At 71.9% G+C, this 26,191-nt stretch carries 17 protein-coding genes and 1 pseudogene; 11 read left to right on the forward strand and 7 right to left on the reverse strand.

Annotation, left to right across the window (positions count from 1 at the left end):
* Positions 1 to 249: 249 nt before the first annotated feature.
* Positions 250 to 636, forward strand: a complete 387-nt coding sequence (locus ACIGXJ_RS19535) for a hypothetical protein (RefSeq protein WP_399646752.1) — start codon at positions 250 to 252, stop codon at positions 634 to 636.
* Positions 637 to 1,049: 413 nt separating this feature from the next.
* On the opposite strand, the gene ACIGXJ_RS19540 is transcribed toward ACIGXJ_RS19535, so the two are convergent.
* From ACIGXJ_RS19540 to ACIGXJ_RS19550, 3 genes and pseudogenes are all read right to left on the reverse strand, one after another.
* Positions 1,050 to 1,589, reverse strand: a complete 540-nt coding sequence (locus ACIGXJ_RS19540; protein WP_399646755.1) for a hypothetical protein — start codon at positions 1,587 to 1,589, stop codon at positions 1,050 to 1,052.
* Between the two features lie 206 nt (positions 1,590 to 1,795).
* Entirely contained in the window at positions 1,796 to 4,342 is a 2,547-nt protein-coding gene (locus ACIGXJ_RS19545; RefSeq protein WP_399646758.1) for a hypothetical protein, read from the reverse strand.
* 111 nt (positions 4,343 to 4,453) lie between these two features.
* Positions 4,454 to 4,808, reverse strand: a pseudogene (locus ACIGXJ_RS19550) (YhjD/YihY/BrkB family envelope integrity protein); the annotation flags it as partial.
* Positions 4,809 to 5,225: 417 nt separating this feature from the next.
* Here ACIGXJ_RS19550 and ACIGXJ_RS19555 point away from each other — a divergent pair.
* The 3 genes from ACIGXJ_RS19555 (at position 5,226) to ACIGXJ_RS19565 (ending at position 9,825) form a co-directional block, all read left to right on the forward strand.
* Positions 5,226 to 5,555, forward strand: a complete 330-nt coding sequence (locus tag ACIGXJ_RS19555) for a trypco2 family protein (RefSeq protein WP_399646761.1) — start codon at positions 5,226 to 5,228, stop codon at positions 5,553 to 5,555.
* A gap of 56 nt (positions 5,556 to 5,611) precedes the next feature.
* Positions 5,612 to 9,100: a tetratricopeptide repeat protein gene (locus ACIGXJ_RS19560; RefSeq protein WP_399646764.1), complete on the forward strand. Its 3,489-nt coding sequence runs from the start codon at positions 5,612 to 5,614 to the stop codon at positions 9,098 to 9,100.
* A gap of 80 nt (positions 9,101 to 9,180) precedes the next feature.
* On the forward strand, positions 9,181 to 9,825 hold the full coding sequence (locus tag ACIGXJ_RS19565) for a hypothetical protein (RefSeq protein WP_399646766.1): 645 nt from the start codon (positions 9,181 to 9,183) through the stop codon (positions 9,823 to 9,825).
* A gap of 366 nt (positions 9,826 to 10,191) precedes the next feature.
* Here ACIGXJ_RS19565 and ACIGXJ_RS19570 read toward each other — a convergent pair whose 3' ends face one another.
* Together ACIGXJ_RS19570 and ACIGXJ_RS19575 are read right to left on the reverse strand one after the other, a co-directional pair.
* The gene (locus ACIGXJ_RS19570) at positions 10,192 to 10,857 is read right to left on the reverse strand and encodes an SDR family NAD(P)-dependent oxidoreductase (protein ID WP_399646768.1); all 666 of its coding nucleotides are present in this window, start codon (positions 10,855 to 10,857) and stop codon (positions 10,192 to 10,194) included.
* 65 nt (positions 10,858 to 10,922) lie between these two features.
* Positions 10,923 to 11,471, reverse strand: coding sequence for a DUF4383 domain-containing protein (locus tag ACIGXJ_RS19575; RefSeq protein WP_399646770.1), 549 nt, complete (start codon positions 11,469 to 11,471; stop codon positions 10,923 to 10,925).
* 521 nt (positions 11,472 to 11,992) lie between these two features.
* On the opposite strand from ACIGXJ_RS19575, the gene ACIGXJ_RS19580 reads away from it, so the two are divergent.
* The 3 genes from ACIGXJ_RS19580 to ACIGXJ_RS19590 all read left to right on the forward strand — a co-directional run bounded on the left by ACIGXJ_RS19580 (position 11,993) and on the right by ACIGXJ_RS19590 (position 15,563).
* Positions 11,993 to 12,124 (forward strand): hypothetical protein, encoded by a 132-nt coding sequence (locus tag ACIGXJ_RS19580; protein WP_399646773.1) that lies wholly within the window; start codon positions 11,993 to 11,995, stop codon positions 12,122 to 12,124.
* A 413-nt stretch (positions 12,125 to 12,537) separates the two neighbouring features.
* A complete protein-coding gene (locus ACIGXJ_RS19585; protein WP_399646775.1) occupies positions 12,538 to 14,199 on the forward strand; it encodes a carboxylesterase/lipase family protein in 1,662 nt (553 codons plus the stop codon).
* Positions 14,196 to 15,563 carry a phenylacetate--CoA ligase family protein gene (locus tag ACIGXJ_RS19590; RefSeq protein WP_399646778.1) on the forward strand — a complete coding sequence of 456 codons (1,368 nt, stop codon included), beginning with the start codon at positions 14,196 to 14,198 and terminating at the stop codon, positions 15,561 to 15,563. Before ACIGXJ_RS19585 ends, ACIGXJ_RS19590 begins: the two co-directional genes overlap by 4 nt.
* Here ACIGXJ_RS19590 and ACIGXJ_RS19595 read toward each other — a convergent pair.
* A complete protein-coding gene (locus ACIGXJ_RS19595) occupies positions 15,547 to 16,206 on the reverse strand; it encodes a TetR/AcrR family transcriptional regulator (RefSeq protein WP_399646781.1) in 660 nt (219 codons plus the stop codon). The genes ACIGXJ_RS19590 and ACIGXJ_RS19595 overlap by 17 nt on opposite strands.
* Positions 16,207 to 17,011: 805 nt before the next feature.
* Here ACIGXJ_RS19595 and ACIGXJ_RS19600 point away from each other — a divergent pair.
* Positions 17,012 to 17,392 (forward strand): hypothetical protein, encoded by a 381-nt coding sequence (locus tag ACIGXJ_RS19600; RefSeq protein WP_399646783.1) that lies wholly within the window; start codon positions 17,012 to 17,014, stop codon positions 17,390 to 17,392.
* Between the two features lie 5 nt (positions 17,393 to 17,397).
* Positions 17,398 to 18,756 (forward strand): caspase domain-containing protein, encoded by a 1,359-nt coding sequence (locus tag ACIGXJ_RS19605; protein ID WP_399646786.1) that lies wholly within the window; start codon positions 17,398 to 17,400, stop codon positions 18,754 to 18,756.
* Positions 18,757 to 19,205: 449 nt separating this feature from the next.
* Here ACIGXJ_RS19605 and ACIGXJ_RS19610 read toward each other — a convergent pair whose 3' ends face one another.
* Entirely contained in the window at positions 19,206 to 19,460 is a 255-nt protein-coding gene (locus ACIGXJ_RS19610) for a hypothetical protein (RefSeq protein ID WP_399646789.1), read from the reverse strand.
* 581 nt (positions 19,461 to 20,041) lie between these two features.
* On the opposite strand from ACIGXJ_RS19610, the gene ACIGXJ_RS19615 reads away from it, so the two are divergent.
* Both ACIGXJ_RS19615 and ACIGXJ_RS19620 read left to right on the forward strand, forming a co-directional pair.
* The gene (locus tag ACIGXJ_RS19615; RefSeq protein WP_399646791.1) at positions 20,042 to 21,514 is read left to right on the forward strand and encodes a hypothetical protein; all 1,473 of its coding nucleotides are present in this window, start codon (positions 20,042 to 20,044) and stop codon (positions 21,512 to 21,514) included.
* Positions 21,515 to 21,530: 16 nt separating this feature from the next.
* Positions 21,531 to 25,985, forward strand: coding sequence for an AAA family ATPase (locus tag ACIGXJ_RS19620; RefSeq protein ID WP_399646793.1), 4,455 nt, complete (start codon positions 21,531 to 21,533; stop codon positions 25,983 to 25,985).
* Positions 25,986 to 26,191: the final 206 nt, after the last annotated feature.

A 26,191-nucleotide genomic window follows, 5' to 3' on the forward strand; every position in this document is an offset into this window, starting at 1 on the left:
TCCGCCGAGGTCGGATTCCGACCAGAATCGCGCCTGCTGTGGCTGGTTCTCCTCTCCGTCGGCCCGACCGCGCAAGGGGCACGCGCCCGGGGTTCGAGAAGGAGACGGAGCGGCGGGACGGCTCGTATGACCGCACGCGCACATGATTCGGCTCCGGCCGTGCGCATACGGCGCCAGCGCTGGTTCCGTCAATTTCTCGAGGCCGACCACCGGTCGGGACCACAGACGACACGCACCGGAGGAACTCCCATGTCCCAGCGAACCCGCCGCCTGCGCCGTGCCGCCGTCTCGGCGGCCGCCGCGTGCGGCGCCGCCACGACGGTGCTCAGCGCCGCACCGGCGCAGGCGTACGAGAACGTCCCTGTCTACGTGTGGGCGACCGACGTCAACATACGCAGCTGTCCCCACCTCTCCTGCGCGGTCTACAGCGGCATGGCGATCAGCTGGCGGACGGTGGACGCACACTGCCAGCGGCAGGGCGACCCTGTGACCGACGGTCCCTACGCCAACAACTGGTGGGTACAGGTGGACGCCGGCGGACCGCGCGGCTGGATCAGCGCGGTCTACATCAGCACGGGCGACAACTGGCAGCCGATCCCCGGCGTGTCGACGGACTTCGCAGTGTGCGCTCCCTGAACGGGGCGCGGACAAAGGGCCGGGGGCGATCCGTCCGCCCGGCCCTTCGAACAGTCGCCGCACCACTGCCGAGGCGTGCCGCCCGCCACTCACCGCGTTCAGGACCTGCGCGGCCGACGTCCGCACGACGTCCCGCTCCTCCACGCCCGTCATAGCGACGACCCTCCTCACACCGCCGACTCTCCGAGCACCGCAGGTGCGCTGGGCGGTCCTGCGTCGGCGGCGCCGAGCCGAGTGCCGAACGCCGCGGGGTCTCGAAAAGTCGTGTCCCTGTCGTGCGCGCAAGACTGCGGCTCCTCCATGAGCGAGGTCCACACCTTTCGAAGTAGTTCGAAGCATCCGCTGCGCCAGGCCCAGGCGGATCCCCAAGGCTGGGGCAGCACCATGACCACTACGGAACACGCCGCGTCTGGTCAGGGCAGCAGCCGTCGTACGCCGATCCAGGCCACCAGCAGCTCACGGACAGGGCCGGGAACCAGGTGACCGACCAACCGCTCCACATGGGCCGTCAGGTTCTTGTGCCACCTCAGCTCGCGGATCCGCTCAACAGGAAGGTCGCGCCAGCCGCCGGCGAGATCAGCGGCCTGCGCGGGAGAAAAGGTCAGCGCGTCGAGCGTGTCGGACGCCAGCGCCTCGGGGCTCCAGTCACGGTCCCCGTCGTCGGGGCCCAACTGGTCGATCACCCACATCCGGAGCATGAAGTCCTGATGGGCCACCCGCACCGAGCAGCCCCCGGTGCCGTCGAGCATGCGCCGGTTCGCCAGCAGCGACAACTTCGCCCACTGGCGACGGACGTGCCCGGGCCGGCCGTCGTGGTACGCCTGCCCCTGCGCGACGACGCGCGCCGACTCGAGGTGCGGGCCGCGGGTGCCGAGGATGAATGCCTCAAGCCGGTCGAGTGTCCACGTGTTCAGGTCGCTGTCTGGCTCACCTTGGTCTGCGCCGCTTCTCAAGTTCCCGCTCCCGGGTCGTAGCCGTGGGACCGCCCTTCGGGGGCACCTGCCGAGCGGGGCGAGCTCGTCCTCGGCGCCTCACCGGGGGCTGCTCGCCGAGCGGCCCCCGGTGAGGATGAGGTGCACAGACGCCGCCCGATCTGCCCGGCTCGCTCATCGCCCTGCGATCCGGGTCGTGCCGCTGATTCACCTCGCTGACGCGGGCCTCATGTGCGCACCACGAAGTACAGCCAGCCGCCCCACGTGCTCACGTTGCTCAGGTCCTTCGTGGAGCGCTCGTACTCGGAGCGGACGCGGAACTTCTGGTTGAGCGCGTTGGTGAGGCTGAGCTGGGCCTTCGCGCTGCTCGTGGACGACAGGGCGTAGCAGCCCGACGTGGTGAGCGTGTGCCAGGCGCCGCTGTAGTACTGCTGGGCCTGGAAGCGCTCGCACTGGCCGGCCTTGTTCGGCGTGACGGTCGCGGTCACCGTGGGCTTCACCGTCTTGTGGAAGACGCGGTAGCTGATGCCGCTGTACGTGGCGCTCGTGTAGAAGCCGCTGAGCGCCGTCGCGACCTTCACGTAGCCGTTGACGGTGCGGGTGGCCGTCGCGGGCGCGTAGCGGTGGTCGCCCGCGAACGACGCGGTGAAGGTGGTGTTGCGGGTGACCTTGTAGGTCGCCTTCAGGTTGCCGTTGGCGTCCACGGTGCCCGTCGTGACGAGGGTCTTCGTGCCGCCGTAGGGGGTGGCGTGGATCGACACCGTGCGGCCGTTGTACGTCGTGCCGAGGTGCGCGGTGACGGTGGCCGTCACGCCGTAGGCGTAGGCGGGGGCGCTGCTGGTGACGGTCAGGGCGGTCGCTGCGCGGGACACCTGGACGGTGGCGACAGCGGTGGCCGCCTTGTGGGTGGCGTCGCCGGGGAAGGTCACCGTGTAGGTGTTGGCGCCGCCGGTGTCCGGGGTGTCCTTCACCGTGATCGTGCCGTCGGCGGCCACCGGCGCCGTCCAGGTCACCGGGGTGGGGTGGGCGGCGTCCCTGCGGGAGACGGTGACCGTCCGGCCGGCGGCGTACGGGCCGTCACCGAGCTTGCCGCCGAAGGACAGGGCGGCGCCGCGGGTGGCGCTCGTCGGGGCGCTCAGCGTCAGCGCCGGGGCGTACGGGGCGACCACGAAGCTCATGCCGCTCTCGGCCGGCTGGTGGGTGGTGTCACCGGCGTAGGTGAGGATGTACGTGAAGGTGCCGGCGGCGCCCGGGGCGTCGGTGACGGTGAAGCGGAGGGTGGCCGGGTCCACGGGGACGGACCCGAGCGGCACGGTCTGCTGCGTCGCCTCGTCGCGCCGGGCCACCTGCACGGTGGTGCCCTGCGGGAAGGTGCCGAGGCCCAGCTGGGCCGAGAGGTGGCCGGTGAACACGACCGAGCCGGGGTTCGCCGAGGTGATGTCGGTTCCCACGACATCGGTCGGGAGCTTCGCCACGGGCACGGTCAGTGAGGCCGTCGCTGGGCGGTGGGTGGCGTCACCGGGGTACGCCACCTGGTAGGTGTAGGCGCCTTCGTCCTGCCGGACGTCGGTGAAGCTGAACGTGCCGTCGGCGCCGAGCGTGACGTCGGGCAGGGCGGTTCCGTCGCGGCTGACCTTCAGCGCGGCGCCCGCCGGCAGGAAGCCGCGGGTGCTCAGGGAGCCACCGACCGTGTAGCGCTCGGTCGGCACCGCGTACTGCGGGGGCCGGAAGGCCAGTTCGGTGTCCGCCAGCTTCGGAGCGTCCAGCACGTTCAGGCTGTAGGCGCCCGTGTAGTCCCTGGTGACGGCGTAGAGGGTGGTGCCGTCGGCGCCCCACTCCAGGCCGTCCGGGGCGACATCGCCCGACGGCAGGGTCAAGTGGTTCTCGGCGAGGTTGTTCGTGCCGGCGTACAGGTAGACGCCGGAGGCCCCGGCGACGGCGACCGTGCCGTCGGTGTCCACGGCCACGGAGCCGGGCGCGGAGCCGGATCCGCCCGTGAAGTACGCAGCGGGGTCCGCGGCCGCGAGGTCCGCGCTGCGGTAGGCCCGCAGGGCGAGCTGCTCCGGGGCGGCCAGCAGCAGCCGCGACCCGTCGCCGGTGACGGCGAGGCCGGTCGCCGTGCCGCCGTAGACCAGGGTGTCCGCCTTGACGGACGCCGTGCCCGAGGCGACGCCGAAGGTCGCGACGTGGCTGAGGTTGCCCTGCGGTTCCTCGGCCGCGAGCACGTCGCCGCCCGTGGCGAGCAGCGGTGCGGTCGTCCACTGCGACAGGGACGGCTGCGGGGTCGCCGCGGGGGCGGGCGCGGACGGGTCGATCGAGCCGATGCCGCCCTTGCCGGCGGCCGAGTAGCCGTACCAGACACGGCCCCCGGCCACCGCGACGGAGACCGGGGAGCTGCCCGCGCCGGTGGACCAGCGGGCGGTCTCCGCCAGTGTCGCGGTGTCGATCGCGACGATCGCGTCGCCGTCCGAGAGCGCCGCGTACAACGTGCCGCCGTCGGGCGACAGCGCCAGACCGGTGGCGCCCTGCTCCCCCGCGAGGGTGGTGACCGGGGTGCCGGACAGGTCCGTCACGAGGATGCCGGTCGAGCCGGCGCCCTGGCTGATGAAGACGTGCTGGTGGGCGCGGTCGACCGCCAGGTGCGCGTACCCGGACAGCGGCAGCGTGGCCACGTCGTCGGCGAACGCGACGGGGCCGACGGCTCCGACGGTGGCGGTGGTCAGGCCGACCACGACCGAAAGGGCCGCGACCAGGGAGACCTGCTTGAGACGCATGAGGCTCCTGTGAGAAAACAAAACGAGCAGCCGGACGATAACCCGGCCGTCCGGCCCGCTCCGCAGCGGGGCCCCTGCCGGCCGTCAGCAGTTGTCCGGGCGGCGGTCTTCCCTTGCCTTCGCGCCCGGGCCGGCCCGGTAAAGAGTCGCGATCAGGATGACGACCAGGACGACGAGCGGGCCACTCGGCGAGGGACCACGCCGTCGGAGCGGTGTCCCCCAGTCCGAGCGCGTTCCCGCTCCGGCTAGCCGGGCCGCCGGGAAAGACCACGATGACCGCGCTGACCTAGGCCTGGATCAGGAGGGTGATCGTCGCGGCGATCCGCACGGGGAGGACCTTCCTACCGCGCGGCTCTCGCGCACGTCGTGGGCCGCGTTCGCCGTGCGCATGAACGCCGCCCGTATTCGGACGCCGACACCAGATCGCGAGGACGAGGCCGACGATCGCCATGAGGGAGCCGACGCCGGGCTGTTCCCGGACCCGCCCGCCGGTACCGCGGCGCCGCTTCGCGTCGAGGCCTTCGCCTCGGACCGGCTCCCCCCTCGGTAAGCGCTGCACCCACGGCGAAGCAGACCCGCGCGACATGACGGCCGATCAGGTCGGTAGGTGGGCCGGCGCGCAGGTGAGGGACGAGGACGTCGCCCGGCTGTCCCGCTGAAACACGCCGACGCTCCCGGCCAAGCCCCCGAGGCGTTGCCCCCTACAGGTCGTCCTCCCTCTCCGGGCCGGCATCACCCGGGTTACGCAGGGGCCGCAGTGTGGCAGCTTCTCGGGAAGGCGAGGCCGTGACGTGGTTTCCGCTGGTTCGCGCCGGGAGAAGTAGCCGGGTACGTCCCCTGCCGTACGGCAGGGGACAAGGGGGAGAGGGGAAGGGGGACTGTGGTGGGTGACGCGAGCGGTTCGGATCAGGAATGGATGGATCTGGCGGATGCGATCACGCTGCTGCGTGACCAGGTCGCCGAGGCCCAGGACCGGATCGCCGACCCTGCGGGCCGGGGAGACCGGGGGGTGATGTTCACGCTGGGGGAGATCACGCTGGATCTCGGCCTGGAGCTGACCGGCACCAAGGGTGTCGACGGCGGACTGCGCTGGAGCGTGATCAGCCTGGGCGGCAGGAAGGAAAGCGGCAGCAAGGCCACTCACACGGTGACGGTGAAGCTGACCCCGCACCGGCCCGACGGCGGCGACGTCGACGTCAGCGACGAGGAGTAGACACTCCCGGCACCAGGCGGAGGCGGCAGCAAGGAAGCGGGGGAGGGGAAGGGCGGGTGGAGTTCGACCGGCGGGTGCAGATCCGGGTGGACCGGCTGGAGAGGGGGCAGCGGAAGAAGGGGTTCGGCTCGGGCTACCTGGTGGGGCCGCGACTGGTGCTGACTGCCGCGCACGTTCTGGACCACGCGGACCCGGACGCCGGCAGGGCGGTGACGGTGAGTCTGCCCGACACCGGGGAGGAGAAGTACCCTGCGGTGGTGCGCTGGCGACGCAAGGACGCCACCGTGGACGCCGCACTGATCGAGATTGCCGACGGTCACGGCTGGCAGGTGCCGCAGTCCCTCAGTGACCTGCTCACCCGGCCGCCCCAGCGCTACGGCCTCATCATCGGAACCCGCCCCCACCCGGTCACCGCGAGCGGCTTCCCCCGCCTGCAGAAAGGCACCACGGACGGCCGGCGGCTCGATGAGCAGTTCGCCGGCCGTATCGCCCCGGGCACGGGCTCCCTGGCCGGCCGCTACGAACTCACCAGCACCACCCCCACCCCCGGCGCCGCGACAGACACCTCCGACGGCGGGAGCCGGTGGTCGGGCATGTCCGGCGCCGCCGTTCTCACCGACGACGGCTACGGTTCGGACCTGCTGTGCGGCGTCATGCGCCGCGACCGCCGGGCCGACGGCGGTACCCGCCTGACCGCCACTCCCGCCGCCCGTCTCCTCGACGACGACGCCTTCCGCGCCCTCATCACCGAGCACACCGGCTGGGAACCCGTACTCGAACCGGTCGAACCCGCCGCCCTGCTCACCCCCGCCGCCGTCGACCGCAACCTCCGCTCTCCCGCCGCGCTCCTGCGGGCCGACGCCGAAGCCGTCGCCTTCCACGGACGCGAGAGCGAACTCGCCGACCTGCACGCGTGGTGCGAGAACGGCCCGCCCGCCATCCAGGTGCGCGTGCTGACCGGCCCCGGAGGACAGGGCAAGACCCGCCTCGCCCGCCGGCTCACCGACACCCTCGGCTGGCGCGGCTGGGTCACCGGACACCTGAGCCCGGACCTCACCGACGACCCCACCCCGGACGCCGCCCCGCCCGACTTCACCACCCTGGCCACATCCCTGCCCCTGCTGCTGGTCGTCGACTACGCCGAGACCCGCCCCCGCCTGCTCCGCCGCCTCATCACCCACCTGCACCGCTCCCGCCATCGCGTGCGCTTGCTGCTGCTCGCACGCTCCGACGGGCAATGGCGCACCGGATCCCTCCAAGCTGTCGCCAACGTACGAGACCTTCTCGAAGAAGCCCCGGTCATCCCGCTCGCCCCGCTCATCCCCACGAGCCAGGCCGCCCAGGACCGGCGCGACGCCTTCCACCGCGCCGCCCATGACCTCGCCCTCCTGCTGCCGCTGCTCCCCGATCTGCCCGCACACGAGTGGACATCCCTGGCCGGCGAACTCCGGCCCCCCGCCGACCTGCACGACCACCGCTACGACAACGTCCTCACCCTGCAGATGACCGTCCTGGTCGGCCTCTTGCAGCACGGACCGCGACCTGTCGACGCGGCCCCCGGCACCCCACCGGAGCGCACACTCCTGAAACACGAGGACCGCTTCTGGGAAGCCAGCGCCAACTCACCCGCCTACAGACTCGGCCTGCCCGCCCCCACCCTCGGCGCCGCCGTGGCGGTGGCCGCCCTGTGCGGCGCCGCCACGAAGGACGAGGCGCTGCGCGTCATCACGACCCTGCCCGGCCTGCCCGCCCACCAGACGGCACCCGCCGCCGCGTGGCTCGCCTCCCTGTACCCGGCCGACGGCGACCGCTACTGGGGCTCCCTCCAGCCCGACCGCGTCGCCGAATACCACGCCTCCCGCACCCTCACCGAAGGCGACATCCTGCTGCCCGCCCTGCTCGGCGCGGCAACGCCCGGACAACAGGCCCAGCTCATCACCGTCCTGGCCCGCGCCGCCATGGCCCACTACAACACCGGCCGCACGACCGCCAGCGAACAAGTCCTTCACACCCTGCACACGGCTCTGGACACCACTCCGCTGACCTATCAAGGGGTTCTGACCGCAGCAGACGCCCTCCCCTACCCGTCCCGCGTCATCGCCCCCCTCGCACTTCGCCTCACCACTGTCCTCGCCCACACCCACCAGCAACTCGCAGCGGGCAATCCGGCCGCCTTCGAACCCACCCTGGCGGCCTCGTTGTCCAACCTCGGTATCCGGTTGGCGGAGTTGGGGCGGCGGGGCGAGGCCTTGGCCGCCGAGCAGGAGGCGGTGGAGATCCGGCGTCGGCTGGTGGCGGGCAACGCGGCCGCTCACGAACCCGACCTCGCGGCCTCGTTGTCCAACCTCGGTATCCGGTTGGCGGAGTTGGGGCGGCGGGGCGAGGCCCTGGTCGCCGAGCAGGAGGCGGTGGAGATCCGGCGTCGGCTGGTGGCGGGCAACGCGGCCGCTCACGAACCCGCTCTCGCGGCCTCGTTGTCCAACCTCGGTGTCCAGTTGGCGGAGTTGGGGCGGCGGGGCGAGGCCCTGGTCGCCGAGCAGGAGGCGGTGGAGATCCGGCGTCGGCTGGCGGAGGGCAATGCGGCCGCCTTCGAACCCGCTCTCGCGGCCTCGTTGTCCAACCTCGGTGTCCGGTTGGCGGAGGCGGGGCGGCGGGGCGAGGCCCTGGTCGCCGAGCAGGAGGCGGTAAGGATCTATCGTCGGCTGGCGGAGGGCAATGCGGCCGCCTACGAACCCGACCTCGCGGCCTCGCTGTCCAACCTCGGTATCCAGCTGGCGGAGGCGGGGCGGCGGGGCGAGGCTCTGACGGCGACCGAGGAGGCGGTGGAGATCCGGCGTCGGCTGGTGGAGGGCAACGCGGCCGCCTACGAACCCGACCTCGCGGCCTCGCTGTCCAACCTCGGCAACCGGCTGGCGGAGGCGGGGCGGCGGGGCGAGGCTCTGACGGCGACCGAGGAGGCGGTAAGGATCTACCGTCGGCTGGCGGAGGGCAACGCGGCCGCTCACGAACCCGCTCTCGCCACTTCGCTGTCCAACCTCGGTGTCCAGCTGGCGGAGGCGAGGCGGCGGGGCGAGGCCCTGACCGCGACCGAGGAGGCGGTAAGGATCTACCGTCGGCTGGCGGAGGGCAACCCGGCCGCCCACGAACCGGACCTCGCCACATCGCTGTCCAACCTCGGTGCCCAGCTGGCGCAGGCCGGGCGGCGGGGCGAGGCTCTGACGGCGACCGAGGAGGCGGTAAGGATCTACCGTCGGCTGGCGGAGGGCAACCCGGCCGCCCACGAACCCGACCTCGCCACCTCGCTCGCTGTCTTCGCGATGCTTCTGGCAGCGGAGGGCGACCTTTCCGTGGCGCTACGCGTGACGGGGGAGGCTGTGGAGCTCTACCGCAATCACGTTGTCACGGCGCCGTCCGTACTCCCGCGACTTCATGCTTTGCTGGGCCTACAGGCGGATCTGCTCGAGGGGCTCGGGCGTGAGGCGGAGGCGGAGGCAGTCCGTCGTTGGCTGAGTGAGAATCCGCTCCTGTCCGATTCTCACCATTGACCGGTTGCGAGAGTTCTGCGAGAACCCCCGAAGTCGATCTTCCTCCTCGTTTCGTCCTCGTCCCCGCGCAAGCTGTCGCCGTGCAGCCTGCCTCGGTCGCTGCCGACCACGAGGCGGTCACCCGGTCACACCGGCGGCTGTACCGGTCCGTCGCGTCGGCCACTCTCCACCCCGCTGCTCTGTCCCGTGCCACCCTCGGCTGTGTGCCGCTGTCCGAGACGGCTGGGCAGACATGGCAGCGCGTCGCCGCGGACCCTGGCGGAGACCTGTCTCTGGCCGGGCGTATCGAGTTCTTCGACCTCCGTGACGCAGACCGTGCCCAGCAGACGCTCCCGCGCACGCTGGGGGCGGCAGACGAGGCCGACGCCGCCGGGCTGGGCAGCGTCGCACACACAGCGTGCAGCCCTGCCTGGGCGGGTGACCGGGACGCGGCCGTTGAGCGCATGGTCGCCGCACGCACCAACGTCCGCCGTAGGACCCCGCCGTCCGCCGAGCTGCTCGCATGGCTCGACGCGGTCGAGGCCGAGTGCGAGACCCAGTGCGGCCACACCCGGACGGCCCTCGCCCAGGAGCACCCGCGCACCGTGTGCGGCCTGCACCTCCACCTGCTGCGCGGCATCATCCGCGGACGGAGGCCGAGAAGGGCCAGGCCGCTGCAGATTCGACGGGCTGCCGGACCGCTGTCGGACCGGAAACCTCCGATGCCGGAGCGCGTTCGCCGGTGACGTCGTGCTGGTGCCCCTGGCGGGGGACTCCGGGGCGGGCTGTGCTGTGGTGACCGATCCGACCATGGGCAGTCGGAGATCAAGAAGCTCTGGACGGACCCTGACCTCCGTGGCCGGGGCGTCACGGAGTCCTGGGGCGCGCGGGATCAGCTGGTGTGCATGCAGCGACCTGTGTGAGGAGACCCGGCGCTCGGCGACCGCGTCTCCCGCCGGGCACGGAGTCGGGCTCCCGTTGCGGCTCGGGGTTCGCAACGAGAGCCCTCTTCCCCTGCAAGGACTGCTTCACCTCCGGACCCGGGAGCGGATGCACCCATGCCGTATTACCCGCCTCTGAACACCACGGCTAGGTCACCGACACCGTCGCCCTCACCCGGCCGACGGAGCGCGGGACGCCGTCAGGGCGTCGACGATCATCTCCACCGCCTCGTCCACCGTACGGCCGCGAGGCAGGGCGGGCGCACGGCCCGCCACGGCGCGTTGCGCGAAGCCCGACTCCACGTGCGGCAGCCGGATGTCCAGGACGGCCGGTCCGGTACGCCGCCGCTCCCGGTGAACCGCGGTCAGCCAGGCGGCCAGCGCCGCCTTCGAAGCGGCGTAGTCGGCCATACCGGCCGGCGCGGCGTCCACGACGGCACCGGTGACGGCGGCGAGCGTGCCGTCGGGCGGCACGACGGTCAGCGCCGCGCGGAGGAAGGCGGCGGGAGCGAGGGCGTTGACCGTCACGAGGTGCTCGGCGACCTCGTCGCCGACCGCCTCCGCCGGACCGAATCCCGCGGCTCCCACACAGGCCACCACCGCGTCCAGACCACCGAGCCGGCCGGCCGCCCAGGGAATCGTGCGGGCGCAGCCGTCCAGGTCGTAGGCGTCGAAGCGCCGGGCCGGCGCGCCTGCGCAGGACGCACGGACCCGCGCCAGCGAGGCCGGGTCACGGCCCGCCACGGCCACCCGTGCGCCGAGAGCGTACAGCCGCTCGGCGAGCGCGGCACCGATGGCCCCGGTGGCACCGGGGACGAGGACACGTGCACCGTTCACCTTCACAAGCCCGCTCCTCTCGAGCACTCCCCGCAGGGACGACGTACGCCGGCCGGCGGGCGGTGTCAGTCCTGGCCGGACGTCACCGTGGGGGTGGCGGCGAGCGCGGCCTGGCGCGCCCGTCGGCGTGCCGCGAGGGACTCACGTGCGGCCTGGCGCGGGTGGCGGCGCCGCCAGTACGGGTTGTCATGGGGCAACCCGCCGGAGACCCGCCCGTACATCCCGAAGCAGGCCACGAGCAGTCCCATCCCGAAGCTGAACAGGACGTTGGCCATGCCGAAGTCCAGAACGTTCGCGGGGCGGTCCAGGACGAACAGATGGAAGAAGCCGCTGAGGACGAACAGCACTCCGACGGTCATGTTCAGCGTCGACGCGAAGTTCCCTCCGACCACGGCACCGCCGATCAGGACCAGACTCACCACGACCGAGACGAGACTGAGGACGCCGTTGGTCGACAGGCCCGCGATGCGCGTGCCGTCCGTGTCGAAGGGGCTGAGCCTGTCCGCGAAGCCGAGACAGCCGAAGACCAGCAGAACGACACCGCACAGGCCCGCTCCGTACCGGTACACGGACGCCAGTCGGTGATCCACGGGAAGTTCATCGCGAAACCTCACAACTTCTCCCTTCTTATGCGTTTCATCACCTTTTCTCCCGAAGGGTGGCGAACGGTTGCAGTGTCTTCGCTAGACAACCCCGATGAAGAGATCTCCGGCCGAATATCGGCGTCATGGGCCGGAGCGCGTCGTTCACGGGTGGCCGCTGTCGCGACAGAGGCACCGCGACCCGTATCCCGTCAATGCCCGGCTGCGGGAGCAGGGCCCGGTGCACGGGATCCGTGTGCCCGAGGGAGGCGCGCAGGCGTGTCTCGCGGTGGGATACGAGGCCGGCCGCGCGGCACTCACCGACGACGGCCTCTCGAAGGACTGGGGCAGGGCGTCACCGGACCTCGGCCTGGGCGCCGTCTCGGCGGGACCGCACCGAAGGCGCGCTTCGTCACCGCCTACGGGCGCGACAGTGACGGAACGATGGTCGATGCCGATTTCACCGTGTGGTCCTGTTCCAGCGCGGCGCTGAGCGCGAAGGGCTTCGAGGCGACGGAGATCCCCTGCCGGAGCTCGGCGACCAACGAGCCGCGATGACCCACGACAACATCGACCTGGACGAGACGACAGCCGTCGCCCTGGTCCGCGTCGGCACCGTGCTCGTCGGGCTGGAATACGAGCTTGTGCTGCGCGACGACCCGGAACGGAACGCCGAGTTACCGTAGCCCGCAGCTTGCAGTTCCTCCTCCAGCGCCGCCGCGTCCCGCGGACTGCTGTCGTGCGCGCGGCCGCGCCGCAGCCTTCATCCGGCCATTCTCCGAGCCGGTCCCTGGACAGCCGTCGCACTGAATGGAACGCTCCCTACAGACCGTGGCCCTGTCGTCCGCGACGCAGCCCCGTCGGCCCGGGCCCAACACGTTCCTGGAACGAACCGCGCTTCGCGCTTGCGCACGAAGTCCTCGCACGCCCATGTCTCTCGCCGAGAGGGGTGCACGCCCGTGAACGTCACAGCGATCGCAGCCGCACGCGCAGCCGTCCTCCTCGCCATTGCGGCGTCACCCGCACCCCAGGGCACCGCCTGCCCCGTCGGCGCCTGCGCGCACACGCCGTAAACCCACCTCCCACCCCGGAGCGATCGATGAGAGCACCGAGCTTGTGCCACATCCTGGCCCGTGCCACAGCCGCCGTCGCCGCCCTGCTGCTGTCACTGACCGTGCCCCCGCCTGCCGCCCACGCCCACTCCGGCCCCGACTCGCTGGTGGTGCGCACCGACCGGGGCTGGGTGCGGGGCGCGGCGGACCGCGACGGCGGACGCGTCTTCGAAGGGATCCCGTTCGCCGCCCCGCCGACCGGTGAACTGCGCTGGCGCCCGCCGCGACCCGTGCCACGGTGGTCCGGTGTACGGAACGCCACCGCGGCGGCCCACCCCTGTGCCCAACTGCCGCTCACGCTGCTGCCCGACGGCGGACCGGTCCTGCCCGGCGAGTCCAACCGCACCGGCAGCACCACGGAGGACTGCCTGTACCTCAACGTGTGGACGCCCGCCCGCACCGGCGGCCGCCCCCTGCCGGTGCTGGTGTGGCTGCACGGCGGAGGCAACGTCTACGGCGCCGGCAGCGACTACAACGCCGCGAGGATGGCCGCGCACGGCATGGTCGTGGTGACGGTCAACTACCGTCTCGGGGCCTTGGGATTCCTGGCCCACCCCGCCCTGTCGGCGCAGAGCACGGACCACGCCTCGGGCGACTACGGCTTGATGGACCAGCAGGCCGCACTGCACTGGGTGCGACGCAACATCGGCGCCTTCGGCGGCGACCGCAACCGGGTGACGCTGGGTGGCCAGTCCGCCGGGTCGGCCGACACCTGTCTGCACATCGCCTCGCCAACCGCGAAAAACCTGTTCCACCGGGCGATCCAGCAGAGCGGAGCCTGCGCCGCGGACGGCGGTCTCACGCCCCTCACGCTCGGCGCGGCCGAGCGCAGGGGAAGCGACTTCGCGGCCTCGGTCGGCTGCGCCGAACCGACAACGGCGGCGGGCTGCCTGCGTGCCGTGCCGACCACTGAGCTCATCCGCGCCTCCGGAACAGGTGCCTCCTCCTTGTGGGCCCCGAACACCGGTCCCCGCATACTTCCCCGCCCTCCGCACACGGCATGGGCCGAGGGACGTGTCAACGCCGTCCCGACGCTGAACGGCAGCACCCACGACGAATACCGGTACTTCACCGCGCTGTATGTGGACCTGCTCGGCGGCGGCCCGCTGACCCCGGACGCGTACGCGGCCCTGATCAGGCTTCAGCACGGCAGCCGCGCGGCCGCGGTCCTCGACACCTACCCCGCCTCGGCGTACGCGTCCGCGAACCTGGCCTACTCCGCTGTCGGTACCGACCAGCGGTTCGCCTGCCCGGCACGGGCCGACGACCGGCTGTACGGCAGCCGCGCACCCGTCTACTCCTACGAGTTCGCCGACCCCGACGCACCACCCTTCATCCCCGCGCCGCACACACCGCAAGGCGCCTTCCACGCCTCCGAACTGGCCTATCTCTTCCCCACGGAGGGGATGGCGCCCCTGACGCCCGCCCAGCGGCGACTTTCCGCCACGATGACCGCCTACTGGGCCCGCTTCGTCGCCACCGGCGACCCCAACGCACCCGGAACTCCCCACTGGCCGCGCCACACCGCCGACGGCGACCGCGTCCAGGTGCTCGCGCCGGACCGCGTCCGGCCCACCACCGGTTTCGCGGCCGACCACCACTGCGGCTTCTGGCAGCCCTCCCTCACTTCCCAGGGAGCAGCGCGATGACCTCGACTCTGGCCCTGGTCAGGGACGACCGCCGGACACTGCGGCAGGGCCCGGACGCGCTGGCCGCCCGGCAGCGGGAGCGACTGGCCGCGATGGTCGACTTCGCCCGGGCCAGCTCCCCGTACTACCGGGAGCTGTACCGCACCCTGCCCGCTCGTGTCGAGGACCCCGCCCTGCTTCCGGTGACGTGCAAGCAGAGCCTGATGGCCCGCTTCGACGACTGGGTCACCGACCCGGAGGTGACCGTCGACCGCGTACGGGCCTTCGTAGCCGACCCCCGGCGGGTCGGTGAACGCTTCCTGGGCCGGTACCTGGTGTCCACCACGTCGGGAACCACCGGCCACCGCGGGCTGTTCCTCCTCGACGACCGCGCGGCGGCGGTCGTCAGGGCCCTGTCGCTGCGGGCCGCCCGGCGCACCCTCACCCCTTCCGTGACGGCCCGGTTGCTGGCACGCCGCGGGCGGACCGCGCACATCGTGGCCACCAGCGGTCATCTGGCCGCCTACGCCGTGATCGCCCGGTCCCGCGCCGCCGGCCGCCTGCACACGCGAGGCAGCCGGGTGCTGTCGGCGCACAGCCCGCTGCCCGACCTCGTCGCCCAACTCAACAGCTGCCAACCGGCGTTGCTGTCCGGCTACGCGACCGTGATCGCCCTGCTCGCGAGCGAGCAGCTGGCCGGTCGACTCCACATCGCCCCGGCCATGGTGTCCCTACTGGCCGAAGGTCTCAGCGAAGGCGACCGCAGGAGGATCAGGTCCGCCTTCGGCACCCACGTGGTCGACACCTACGCCTGCAACGAGAGCCTCGCCCTTGCGTACGGCTGCGCCTTCGGATGGCTCCACGTCCACAGCGACTGGCTGATCCTGGAACCCGTCGACGCCGACCACCAGCCCACCCCGCCCGGCCAGGAGTCCTCCACCGTGCTCCTGACCAGCCTGTACCGGTGGGCGCAGCCGATCCTGCGCTACGACCTCGGCGACAGCATCCTGCTGCGCCCGGATCCGTGCCCCTGCGGGGACCCGCTCCCCGCGATCAGGGTCCGCGGCCGCGCCGCCGACCTGCTGTCCTTCCCCCGCCGGGACGGCGGCACCGCCCGCATCGTGACCATGGCCTTCGAGACACTCCTGGAGAGCATTCCGGACATCGACCTGTTCCAGGTCGTCCAGACGGCACCCGCCCGTGTCCGCGTACGGATCTGGTCCGCCGCAGGCGCCGATCGGGACCGGCAGTGGACGGCCGTGCACCAGGCGATGGTCGCCCTGCTCACCGCCCACGGCGCGGACCGGGTGAGCGTCGAGCGTGCCGACGAGCCGCCCGAACAGTCTCCCGGCGGCAAGTACCGGGTCGTCATTCCCTGTTCGTGACGCCACGTGGAGGGGCGTCCTCGCCCGGGGCGCCCCCCACCGGCAGGCCGTGATGGGCCGCCAGCGCCAGCAACGCCACGCGCAACGGCCCGGTCTCGAGGACCGCACCCGGCTCGAACCAACGGGCCACGGCGGTCCCGCTCGCCATCCTCAGAGTGAAGCGCGCCAACTCGTCCGCCACCTCCGGGCGGCCGCGCAGGGCGAAGACGGAGATCACCGCATCGCGGGCCCAGTCCATCAGCGCGTCACGGTAGTGACGCACCTCGGCCAGGGCCGCCGCACTCGCGTCCTGCTGCACCATACCCAGCCCCAACAGCAGTTTGACGCCGCGCGGCTGACGCCGGAAGGCATGCTCGACCTCCGCGAGAAAGGCGTCAAGACGCCGCACGACGTCGGCGCCCGGCATCTCGGCCGGAGGCAGAGCCGCCAGCAGCGCGGTCCTGGCTCGCTCCAGCACTGCCACGTAGACCCCGTCCTTGCTGCCGAAGTGCCAGTAGATCGAACTGACCGGCAGACCGCATGCGGCGGAGATCATCGAGATGGACGTGGCGGCGTAACCATGGCGCGCCATCAGGTCGCCGGCGGTCTGCAGAATTGCCTCACGGGACCGCGCTCCGCGGTCCGGGGCCGGTGCCTGCGTCATGGGGCCGACTCTAGAGGAAACCGGCCGACGGAGCTTCGAAAAGGAAGGGGTGGTCCCCGGGCCGGCGCAGGAGCGGCCGGGCAAGTGATCGGGGGGTGGGGGACTACTCGCCGAGGAGGGCCGTACGGAGGGCAGAGTGCAGGCGGGGCGTGGTCGTCCACTCGCGGTCGCGCGACGGAGGGATCCGCCAGCTCAGGCCAGGCCAGGCCTGATGACCCGGTGGAGCGGGGGAGGGGACCGCCACTGTGGCGGCCCCGGCCCGGGACACGCACCCGCGGGAGGTCCCGGTCGGCGGCGGAGCCAGGGGAATCAGCCGGTGCAGAAGCCGCCGGAGCCGTCCCTCATCACGGCTCCCGACTCTTCGCCGAGGTCCCGGAGCTCCCTGGTCCCGAGGCCGAGCGGCACGCAGACGGCGTCCCACCACCCACCCAGGGGCCACGGCCCGCACGTCGACACCGCCCGGATCGCGTCCTCCAGCGGCTCCTGCCGACTGTCATCGCACTCACCGGTGCACCGATCCGACACCCCGACCGTGGGGCGGAAGCGAACGAGCCCGGTGATCGAAGCCGGGATTCCTGAAGGCTGCTCGGCCCGTCGGAACGATCTACGGGTCGATTGAAGCCGCAGATCACAGCACGGCTGTCGCTGGACGAAGCGCTTGGAGAGCCGCCGATGGCAGGACGGCGACGGGGTCCAAATGTGCCTCGGACAAGGGCGGTTGACGGAACGGGACGATCCCTGCCCGCAGCAGGGAACATGTCGAGATCCCCGAATCAGGAGGTGGCTGCCTGGCATCATGGTCGGCATGACCCAGTCGGATGTGGAGACTCCTGAGCTGGAACTGACGGTGTCTGGCGACGATGCCGAGACACATTTGCTGGCACTGCGCGACTGGCTGGCTGCGGAAGACGCCCTCCGTGGCCGTCTGGAGTTGCGGGGATCCACGCCGGAGCCGGGCCACATGGGGGTGGCCCTCGACGTGGTGGCGGTGGCCCTGGGGTCGGGCGGCGCAGGTGCCGTCCTCGCCCGGTCACTGTCGACCTGGCTGATTCAGCGCCGAGCTGATGTCAAGGTGTCAGTCGTCGCAGCGGACGGACGCCGCGTAGAGGTGGATGTGCGCCGGGCGGCGGATCCCGAGCACGTCATCGGTGAGGTCGTAGCACTGCTCGACCAGTCCCGCACCTGAGGCCGATGCCGCAATCGTGGGTTCCCGACGGAAGCGCCTCGCGCGCCGTGCTGATCGGCGTGCCCACATACAGGTCCGCGGATCTTGCTGAGATACCGGCCGTGCGGGACAACCTCACCGCCTTGCGGCAGGTCCTGACCGGGGAGCACGGCCTGCTTCCTGCCGACCACTGCCAGGTTCTGGGAGACCGGGACCAGCCGCTCGACAAGGCGACACTGGGCAGCGCGCTGGCCGTGGCACGGCGTGAGGCCACTGATCTACTGCTGGTCTACTACGCAGGCCACGGGCTGCTGGACGAGGACGGGTTACTGCACCTTGCCTTGGCCGACGCGGAGCCCGGCAATGTCGCCTACACCGCTGTACCGCTGGAGGTGGTCAAGCGTGAAATGTCACGCGCCCGCGCCCGAGCCAGGGTCCTGCTGCTCGACTGCTGTTTCTCCGGTCGGGCCGTAGCAGCGATGACCACGCCGGACAGCCTCGTCGCCGGACAGCTCGAAGCGACTGGCACCTTCACCCTCACCTCCACGACCGCCACCGCTCCCTCGCACGCACCGCCGGGCGCCACGTACACCGCCTTCACCGAAGCTCTGTTGGGAGCGCTCCGCATGCCGGGCCCCCTCACCTTGGACGAGATCTACGTGTACGTGGACCGCGATCTGGCCGGGCGGGGACTTCCCCGCCCGCAGCGCCGTTCGGTGAACGCCGCCAGTGACCTCGTTCTGGTCAGCGGTCCCGTCGAAAACCGCCCGGTGAGTCAAAGGGCGGCGGACCCGACAGGAGTACGCTTCACCAAGCAGACAAGCCCCGGCAAGCGCCGTTGGTACGCCTGTCTGAGCGCCGTGATGACTCTCCTGGCCTGCGGGCTCGACTTCGCCAAGTGGCTCCAGCCGAGCGCTGTGGACGAGGGGCTCCTCCTCGAACTGATATTCCTGGTCTTGGCCGCCTGGGGAGCGGCCATCGCGGCGCGTAAGCGTCCACGGAGCCTCATCGTCGACACGACAGGACTGACCCTGGACTACGACGGAAACTCATGGCACATCCCATGGCAGGACATCGACTCTCTCGGCGTGCTGCGCCAGTTCACCCGCACGGTGAGCAGTGCGGCCCCTGGCGCCAGTAGCGAGACCGTGTCCCAGGTCCTGGTGGTTCGCCCGCGCCGGACGGCCCCACGCCCCGACAAGACCTTTTCCCTGCTGCCCGCCAATTACCAGGAACTGCGTGACTTCGGTTACATCGGGATCTGTAAGCTGAGCTTCGTCGATGCCGATCCGGTGGTGCTACGCCAGGCCGTGGATCGTCTCGGCGGACCCCGGTTTCGTTCGTATGGTGATCTGGTCGACATGGATCCCAGGCTTCCCGACTAGCAGGGCGATACTGCTTCGCACGGGCCCGAGGGGAGCAGGCTGCCGAGACCAGCCCCCTTGCACTGACCCGCGCCCACGGGGCATCGCGGGCCGGCACAAGGAGAGCGGTGCGGTCCCTGCCCACATCGGCGGTGTCGACCGGCAGTGGGTCGGCCAGCGAGCGTACGCCGAAGAGATGCCGTGTAAGTCCCGTGCGAGTCCTACGTTGTGGCGCCAGCCCTCCGGCGTCGCCAGGAGCACGGCGGCCTCGGGCAGGCCGAAAGGAAGGCCGCTGTCTCCCCCGCATGTGCACAGGCCCGCCGTCGCTGAGGCACGGCCTTCGTTCATGACGCGTCGCAGAAAGCAGGCGGCGGACGAGCCCGGCGCCGTCGCCGGCGTTCGGTACCCATGAGCAAGGTGGCGGGCGCCGACACCGGCGTACACATGCGGACCCTGCGCCGCAGGCGGCGTCAGCGCAGGCCGGCCCGGTCAGGATCCGGGCCCCGGCCGCCTCGGCCGGCCGCGTGGGCGGCCACGTCAGGCTCGTGATCGAGCCAGTGCCGGCACACGGTCCAGTGAATGCGCGGGCTGCCCGCGTCACGGAGGAAGACATCGGCGACGAGGTCCCGGGTGCAGGTGCGTGCGCCGTGTGCGCTGCACACGCTCTCATCACGCTGCGGCTGCGGGGCGTCCCACCGCACGATCTGCACGATCCGCGACTTCATCACCGACAGCGTAGCCGCGGCGACCCGAGGGACACGGCCTGATGCGCAACTCGCCAGCGAGGGGGGTGGTCATGGGCCATCAGGAGGGTCACCCGAGGCCAGCTTGTCAGGAATCCGCTGTTGCGGCGGGAGGTGTCCGGGTGCGGGCCTGTCCCCGTCGGCGGGAGGGGTGCGCCGGCCGAGCCACCGATCCGCGCACCGCCGCGGCGGTGGCCCGTTCCTTGGGTGTGTGGGCCTAGGGAAGGGGGCCCGGCATTGCGCGGGATGCAGACCGGCGCTGGTGCCCCGCGGAATGAGCTGGCTGAGGTCCCGTCGACGATGGGCTGCCGGCGGATCGGGGCAGAGGTGCTCGAGGAAGCAGCCGTGGCGGGTGCGGCGCCACCGCCCGGCACCGTCCCGCGCCTCGCCGACCGGTCTGGACGGCGAGTCCGGCAGGGAACTGACGGCATTTCTGCGGATCGGGGCGTCTCCTTCGGGGAAGCCCGTACCCGGGCGGGTGTGCTCCTCTATCGTCGGACGGCATGGGGACGGTGGGGGATGAGGGCTTGGGAGGCGGGTTCCCGTTCACGGGAAGGCCGCCAGTGTTCGACGACTGCACCCGGGACGCGTGCGTGGTGGTGCCGGGCATCATGGGCAGCGTCCTCGAGGACGCCGCCACGGGCCGCCCGCTGTGGGGCGTCGATCTCGCGACGATCACCGACGCGCTGCACGGCGGTGCCCTGTTCACCACTCTCCAGGCCGACGCTCGCGAGCGGGAAGCCGACGGCGACACCGCCCGGCGGGCCCCGCTGACCCGCATCCGCGCCACCGGCCTGCTCACCAAACCGTGGTGGGTGCCCGTCCTCAAGGGCTTCGACCCCTACAGCAAGGCGATCAAGGTTCTGGAGAAGGTCACGCCGGCACGGGAGGCGGTGGCGCCGTTCCCCTATGACTGGCGCCTGGCAGTCTCCTACAACGGAGCGTTGCTGGCCCGTGCGGCTCGTGCACACCTGGAGCGGTGGCGGGAACGGGTGGCGGCCGTGCCCGAGTGGCTGACCGCAGGCGAGGCGCGGCCTCGGCTGGTGTTCGTGGCGCACTCGATGGGCGGGCTGGTGGTGCGGGCCGCGTTGGAGCAGGACCCGGAACTCGCGGCCGACACCCGGGCGGTGGTCACCGTGGGCACGCCGTTCCTGGGATCAGTGAAGTCCGTGCTGGTACTCAACCTCCTGCACGCCCAGCGGAAGCCGGGCCGGTTGGTGCGGCGGGTGCAGGCGATGGCGGCGACTTTGCCCGGTGTCCACGACCTGCTGCCCGGCTACCGCTGCCTGGACCGCGGCATGGACGTGGAGCGCCTCACCGCGGGCGACGTCGCCCGGTTCGGCGGCGACCAGGACATGGCCACGCGGTCGCTCGACGAGCGCGCCCGCTACCGGAAGGAAGGGTTCGCGCTGCCCGGACACCGGGCGATCGTCGGCGAGGCCCAGCCGACCGTGCAGAGCCTGGAGGAGCGGCCTCACGCCGGCCTCGCGGTCGCCGCCGGCCGCCACTACGCCTTCGACATCGGCGACGACCTTGAACTCGTGCGCGACCCGCGCACCGGCATCCCTGCCCGCCGCGACTCCTTGGGTGACGGAACCGTCCACACCCCCTCCGCCCGGATCGGCACGGATGCAATCACCTATGTGTACGGCCAGCACGGCACGCTGATGCGGCATGACGAAGTCCTGCGCCAGATCCGCCGCATCGCTCTGGAACGTCCGGACCCCGCAAACCTCGGCGGCGACGGCACCGGGCCGGGCTTGGAAACTCCTGATCTGGGCGGCAGTCTCGGCACACCGCTCGCCCTCACGGTCACCGGCCTCGACAGCCCGGCGGGTGTGAGTCTGAGCGTGCACTCCGCCACGACCGGCCGCCCCGGCCACCCCCTCACCCTGCGCCCCGACCCGGAGCGCACGGACGGCGCCCTGTCGGCCCGCTTCACCGCGGACGTCCCGGATCTCTACCGGGTGGTCCTGGACACCCACCGGCACGTGCCCGTCACCCAGCTCGTCCTCGTCACCCCGCCCGACGCCTGAGGCCGGTACCCCTCGTATGACCACCTCCGACGCCACCGCCCACCGCCCAGGCCCGGCTGAGCCGTCCCCGGCCGGCAGCGTGGCCGGGGACCTCCCGGCCGACGGGCGCACGGTCGAGTTGTTCCCGGTCAACTTCACCACCTACCAGGACCACCTCCTGCCCGATCTGGACACCGAGCAGCACGTGCGGGCGATCGCCGACCTCCTCGCCCCCTACGGCCTGCACGTCAACCAGTGGGCTCCGGAGAAGGGTCGGAACGCGGAGGCGGTCGAGGACCGGCTCCGCACCTGGAAACGCCCCGCCGCGGCCGGCAGCACGGTCCTCTACTGGGTCGGCCACGGCAGCGCGAAGTATCTCGCCCACAGCCGCACTCCCGCACCGATCGAGGACGGCGTCACCGCGGAGGTGATCGCCGACGCGATCGGCAGTCGCCAGCTCCACCCGGACAGCGCCGACAGCTGGGCCGTAGTCGTCCTCGACGCCTGCTTCTCCAAGCACTTCGCCAGAGACGTCCACCTCGCACTCTTCACCCGCTACCCCGGCGCGGGCCGCTACCTGCTGCTGTCCACCGCCGCCGAGGGCTACGCCGAACTCGGCGCCTTCACCAGCGCCCTTCACAGGGCCCTGCACGTCACCTTCCCCACCCAGCGGGCCATCGGCCTGGCCACCCTCGGACGCCACCTCGCCGAGGACCTCGGCGGGTTCGTCGACGACCTCACCCTGGACGACCGCCGCGACCAACTGGTCAGCCTCGTCCCCAGCGCAGCGACGGCAGTCTCAGGCCCGCTCGACCAGATCGCCGAACTCCAAGCCGTCATCGAGCAACTCCCCGCCGACGAACAGCGTCACTTCCTGCCCAAGGCCAGCGGCGCCGAACTCGGCGAAGTCGCCTGGTACTTCCACGGCCGTACCGTGCAGCGCGACCGGATCCTGCACTGGCTCGCCACCACCAGCAGCGGAATCCTGGTCGTCACCGGGCCCGCCGGCGCCGGTAAATCCGCCCTCCTCGGCCACGTCCTGCTCCGCACCAGCACCCGTCTGCGTGACATCCTGATCCGCCACGGCCACCTGACGCCGTTGCCGCCCGGCAGTCCCTGCCCCGACGACCCGTTCGACCTCACCGCCCACCTCGCGGGCCTCACCCTCAGCCGTACTCTGCAACTCGTCGCCGAGGCAGCCGATCTGCCTGACCTCGCCCGGGAAGCAGCCGACGGCAATTCCTCTGCCGACCTCGCCGCCCGGCTCCTCGAACGACTCCGCAAGCGCAGGCGGCCCGAACCGCTGACCTTGCTGTTCGACGCCCTCGACGAAGCCGAACAGCCACTCGCCATCGCCGACAGCCTCCTGCGCCCCCTCGCCGCTCTACCGGGCGTCCGCTTGGTCGTCGGCACCCGGCGCTCCACTGAGGAGGGCCCCGACCAGCCCGCCCCCGACGACACCGACCTCCTCGACGCCCTACGGCCACGACCGGCCAAGACCGACGGCGGTCAAGCGGCCGACCCGCAGTACGTCGAGGTGACGCAGGACCAGGAAGCCCTTGCCGGATACCTGCGCGCCAAACTGCACGCCGCCAAGCGCCGCGGCACCATCGACGCCGACGACACGACCATCGCCACCGCCGTGCACCGCCTCGTCACCGACCACCAGCAGGACGGCGCCGAGCCCCAGCAGTTCCTCTACGCCCGCCTCGCCGCCCACGAACTCCTCAACAGCCCGGCCCTGCTGGCCGACCCCACGCCACTGATCGGGCACACCCACCGCCAGCTCTTCACCCTCGCCCTGGAGCGCCTCCACCGCACCAACCCGCACTACACCCCGCTCCTGCGCGCCCTCGGTCTCGCCCAGGGCCGCGGACTGCCCGACCGGGACGGCATCTGGACCCGCACCGCCGAAGCCCTCACCCCCGGCGACGCGGGCGACATCGACGGGAGCATCACCGACCTGGTCCACGACGCCGCGCCCTACCTCGCCCTCGACCAGGAGCACGGCCAGAGCGTCTACCGCCTCGGCCACCGCACCTTCGCCGAACACTTCACCGCCGCCCCCGACACCCCCGCCGCACACACCGCCATCACCACCGCCCTCATCGGCCACGCCCGCCGCACCCTCCGCAGCCACGGCCCGGGCGCCGGCACCACCCCACGACACGAGGCCGTCAATCCCTACATCCGCCGCTACCTCATCAGCCACGCACGGCTGGGCCACGCCGCCGGAGCCCTCCGCGCGCTCGCCGACCACCCCGACGTCCTGGACGCCCTCGACCTCACCGGCATCACCACCACCGCCCTCCAACACGGTCTGCCCCCCGGCGAAGTACCGCCCGCCATCGCCGGAACCGTCCTTCTCCAGCACCACGCCCAGGAAATCGATCTCGGCCAGCACGACCACGACACGCTCGTTGGGCGTCGGTGGTGGCGCCGACTCGGCACCACCTACATCCAAGGCACCGCGCCCCCGGCCGAACCCCATACCTGCACACCCACCGCATGGCCCCCCACTCTGGTCGCCGGCGCCGTCCGCCGTCGACGGCTGCACCTGCAGCTCATCGCTCGCATCGGCAGGGTGTGGGCGATGGCGGTGTTCGCCGCTCCCGACGGCACTCCACGCCTCGCCACGGGCGGCGACGACGGGACGGTGCGGATCTGGAACCCCATCGCCGGCACCCAGGACGGACCGGCCCTCACCGGCCACGACAGCAGGGTGACCGCGGTGGCGGTGTTCGCCGCACCCGACGGCACCCCTCGCCTGGCCACCTGCGGCTACGACGGGACGGTGCGGATCTGGAACCCCGCCACCGGCACCCAGGACGGACCGGCCCTCGTCGGCAGCGGCACCGGCTTGGTGCGGGCGGTGGTGGCGTTCACCGCACCGGACGGCACCCCACGCCTCGTCACCGGCGAGGACTACAGACCTGTGCGGATCTGGAACCCCGTCACCGGCACCCAGGACCCGACGCTCTTCACCGGCCACACCGGTGGGGTGCACGCGGTGGCGGTGTTCGCCGCACCCGACGGCACCCCTCGCCTGGCCACCGGCGGCAACGACGGGACAGTACGGATCTGGAACCCGGCCACCGGCACCCAGGACGGCCCGGCCCTCAGAGACCGCAAGACCGGTGGGGTGACCGCGGTGGCGGTGTTCGCCGCTCCCGACGGCACCCCACGCCTGGCCACCTGCGGCTTAGGCAGGAAGGTGCGGATCTGGAATCCCGCCACCGGCACCCAGGACGGTCCCGCCCTCACCGGCCACGACAGCAGGGTGACCGCGGTGGCGGTGTTCGCCGCACCCGAGGGCACCCCTCGCCTGGCCATCGGCGGCGACGACGGGACGGTGCGGATCTGGAATCCCGCCACCCGCACCCAGGACGGCCTGACCCTGACCGGCCAGAGCGGCATCACCGGCGGGGTGCACGCGGTGGCGGTGTTCGCCGCTCCCGACGGCATTCCACGCCTGGCCACCGGTGGCGACGACAGGACGGTGCGGATCTGGAACCCCGCCACCGACACCCAGGACAGTGAGCCCCTCACCGACAGGGTCGACGCGGTGGCGGTGTTCGCCGCACCCGACGGCACCCCTCGCCTGGCCACCGGCGGCAACGACGGGGCAGTACGGATCTGGAACCCGGCCACCGGCACCCAGGACGGCCCGGATCTCAGAGACCGCATGACCGGTGGGGTGACCGCGGTGGCGGTGTTCGCCGCTCCCGACGGCACCCCACGTCTGGCCACCTGCGGCGACGACGGGACGGTGCGGATCTGGAACCCCGCCACCGGCACCCGGGACAGTGGGCCCCTCACCGGCGACACCGGTGGGGTGACCGCGGTGGCGGTGTTCGCCACAGCTGACGGCACCCCTCGCCTGGCCATCGGCGGGCACGACGGGGCAGTGCGGATCTGGAACCCGGCCACCGGCACCCAGGACGGCCCGGCCCTTGCCGTTACCGGCCACACGGGCAGGGTGGAGGCGGTGGTGGCGTTCGCCGCAGCCGACGGCACCCCACGCCTCGCCACCGGCAACGAACGCGGACCGGTGCGGATCTGGAATCCCGCCACCGGCACCCAGGACAGTGAGCCCGTCACCGGTTACGCCGACCACGACGGCGGGGCGAACGGGATGGCGGTGTTCACCGCACCCGACGGCACCCCGCGCGTGGCCACCGGCAGCGAATTCGGGTCGGTGCGGGTCTGGAACCCCACCACCGGCACGTGGGAGGGCCCGGCCCTCACCGACCACCTCGGCAGGGTGAACGCGGTCGTGGCGTTCACCGCACCCGACGGCACCCCACGTCTGGCCACCGGCGGCGACGACCGGACGGTGCGGATCTTGAACCCGTGCAACAGGAACGCGCACACGCTGTTCGTGGCAGACCGGGTCTTCGCACTCACGGAGCATCGCGGGCTGCTGATCGCTGGAACCGATTCGGGCTACCTCGGGATCGACATCTCGTCCGTACCCACCGACACAGCATGAAAGCCAGGCCAGTACCTGGTGGTGCTTCGTCAGGTTCTTGTACTGGCGACGACGGGGGTGCGGCCGATCGTGGATCGTGACGGTCTCCACGATGCGCTCCGGCGAGGGAGAGGTGGTGTCCTTGGCGATGTGCCGGCGACGTCAGCGGGCGAGCCTGCGCACCTCCTCTCGTGGATACACCTGGCCGACGAACTTCGTGGACCGTC

Source organism: Streptomyces sp. NPDC053367, assembly GCF_044545925.1.
Lineage (GTDB): Bacteria > Actinomycetota > Actinomycetes > Streptomycetales > Streptomycetaceae > Streptomyces.

Coding starts and splice junctions, on each gene's coding strand:
- ACIGXJ_RS19585 (WP_399646775.1), top strand. CDS start 12,538: ATGAGAGCACCGAGCTTGTGCCACATCCTGGCCCGTGCCACAGCCGCC.
- ACIGXJ_RS19610 (WP_399646789.1), bottom strand. CDS start 19,460: ATGAAGTCGCGGATCGTGCAGATCGTGCGGTGGGACGCCCCGCAGCCG.
- ACIGXJ_RS19580 (WP_399646773.1), top strand. CDS start 11,993: ATGACCCACGACAACATCGACCTGGACGAGACGACAGCCGTCGCCCTG.
- ACIGXJ_RS19590 (WP_399646778.1), top strand. CDS start 14,196: ATGACCTCGACTCTGGCCCTGGTCAGGGACGACCGCCGGACACTGCGG.
- ACIGXJ_RS19595 (WP_399646781.1), bottom strand. CDS start 16,206: ATGACGCAGGCACCGGCCCCGGACCGCGGAGCGCGGTCCCGTGAGGCA.
- ACIGXJ_RS19545 (WP_399646758.1), bottom strand. CDS start 4,342: ATGCGTCTCAAGCAGGTCTCCCTGGTCGCGGCCCTTTCGGTCGTGGTC.
- ACIGXJ_RS19605 (WP_399646786.1), top strand. CDS start 17,398: ATGCCGCAATCGTGGGTTCCCGACGGAAGCGCCTCGCGCGCCGTGCTG.
- ACIGXJ_RS19535 (WP_399646752.1), top strand. CDS start 250: ATGTCCCAGCGAACCCGCCGCCTGCGCCGTGCCGCCGTCTCGGCGGCC.
- ACIGXJ_RS19600 (WP_399646783.1), top strand. CDS start 17,012: ATGACCCAGTCGGATGTGGAGACTCCTGAGCTGGAACTGACGGTGTCT.
- ACIGXJ_RS19620 (WP_399646793.1), top strand. CDS start 21,531: ATGACCACCTCCGACGCCACCGCCCACCGCCCAGGCCCGGCTGAGCCG.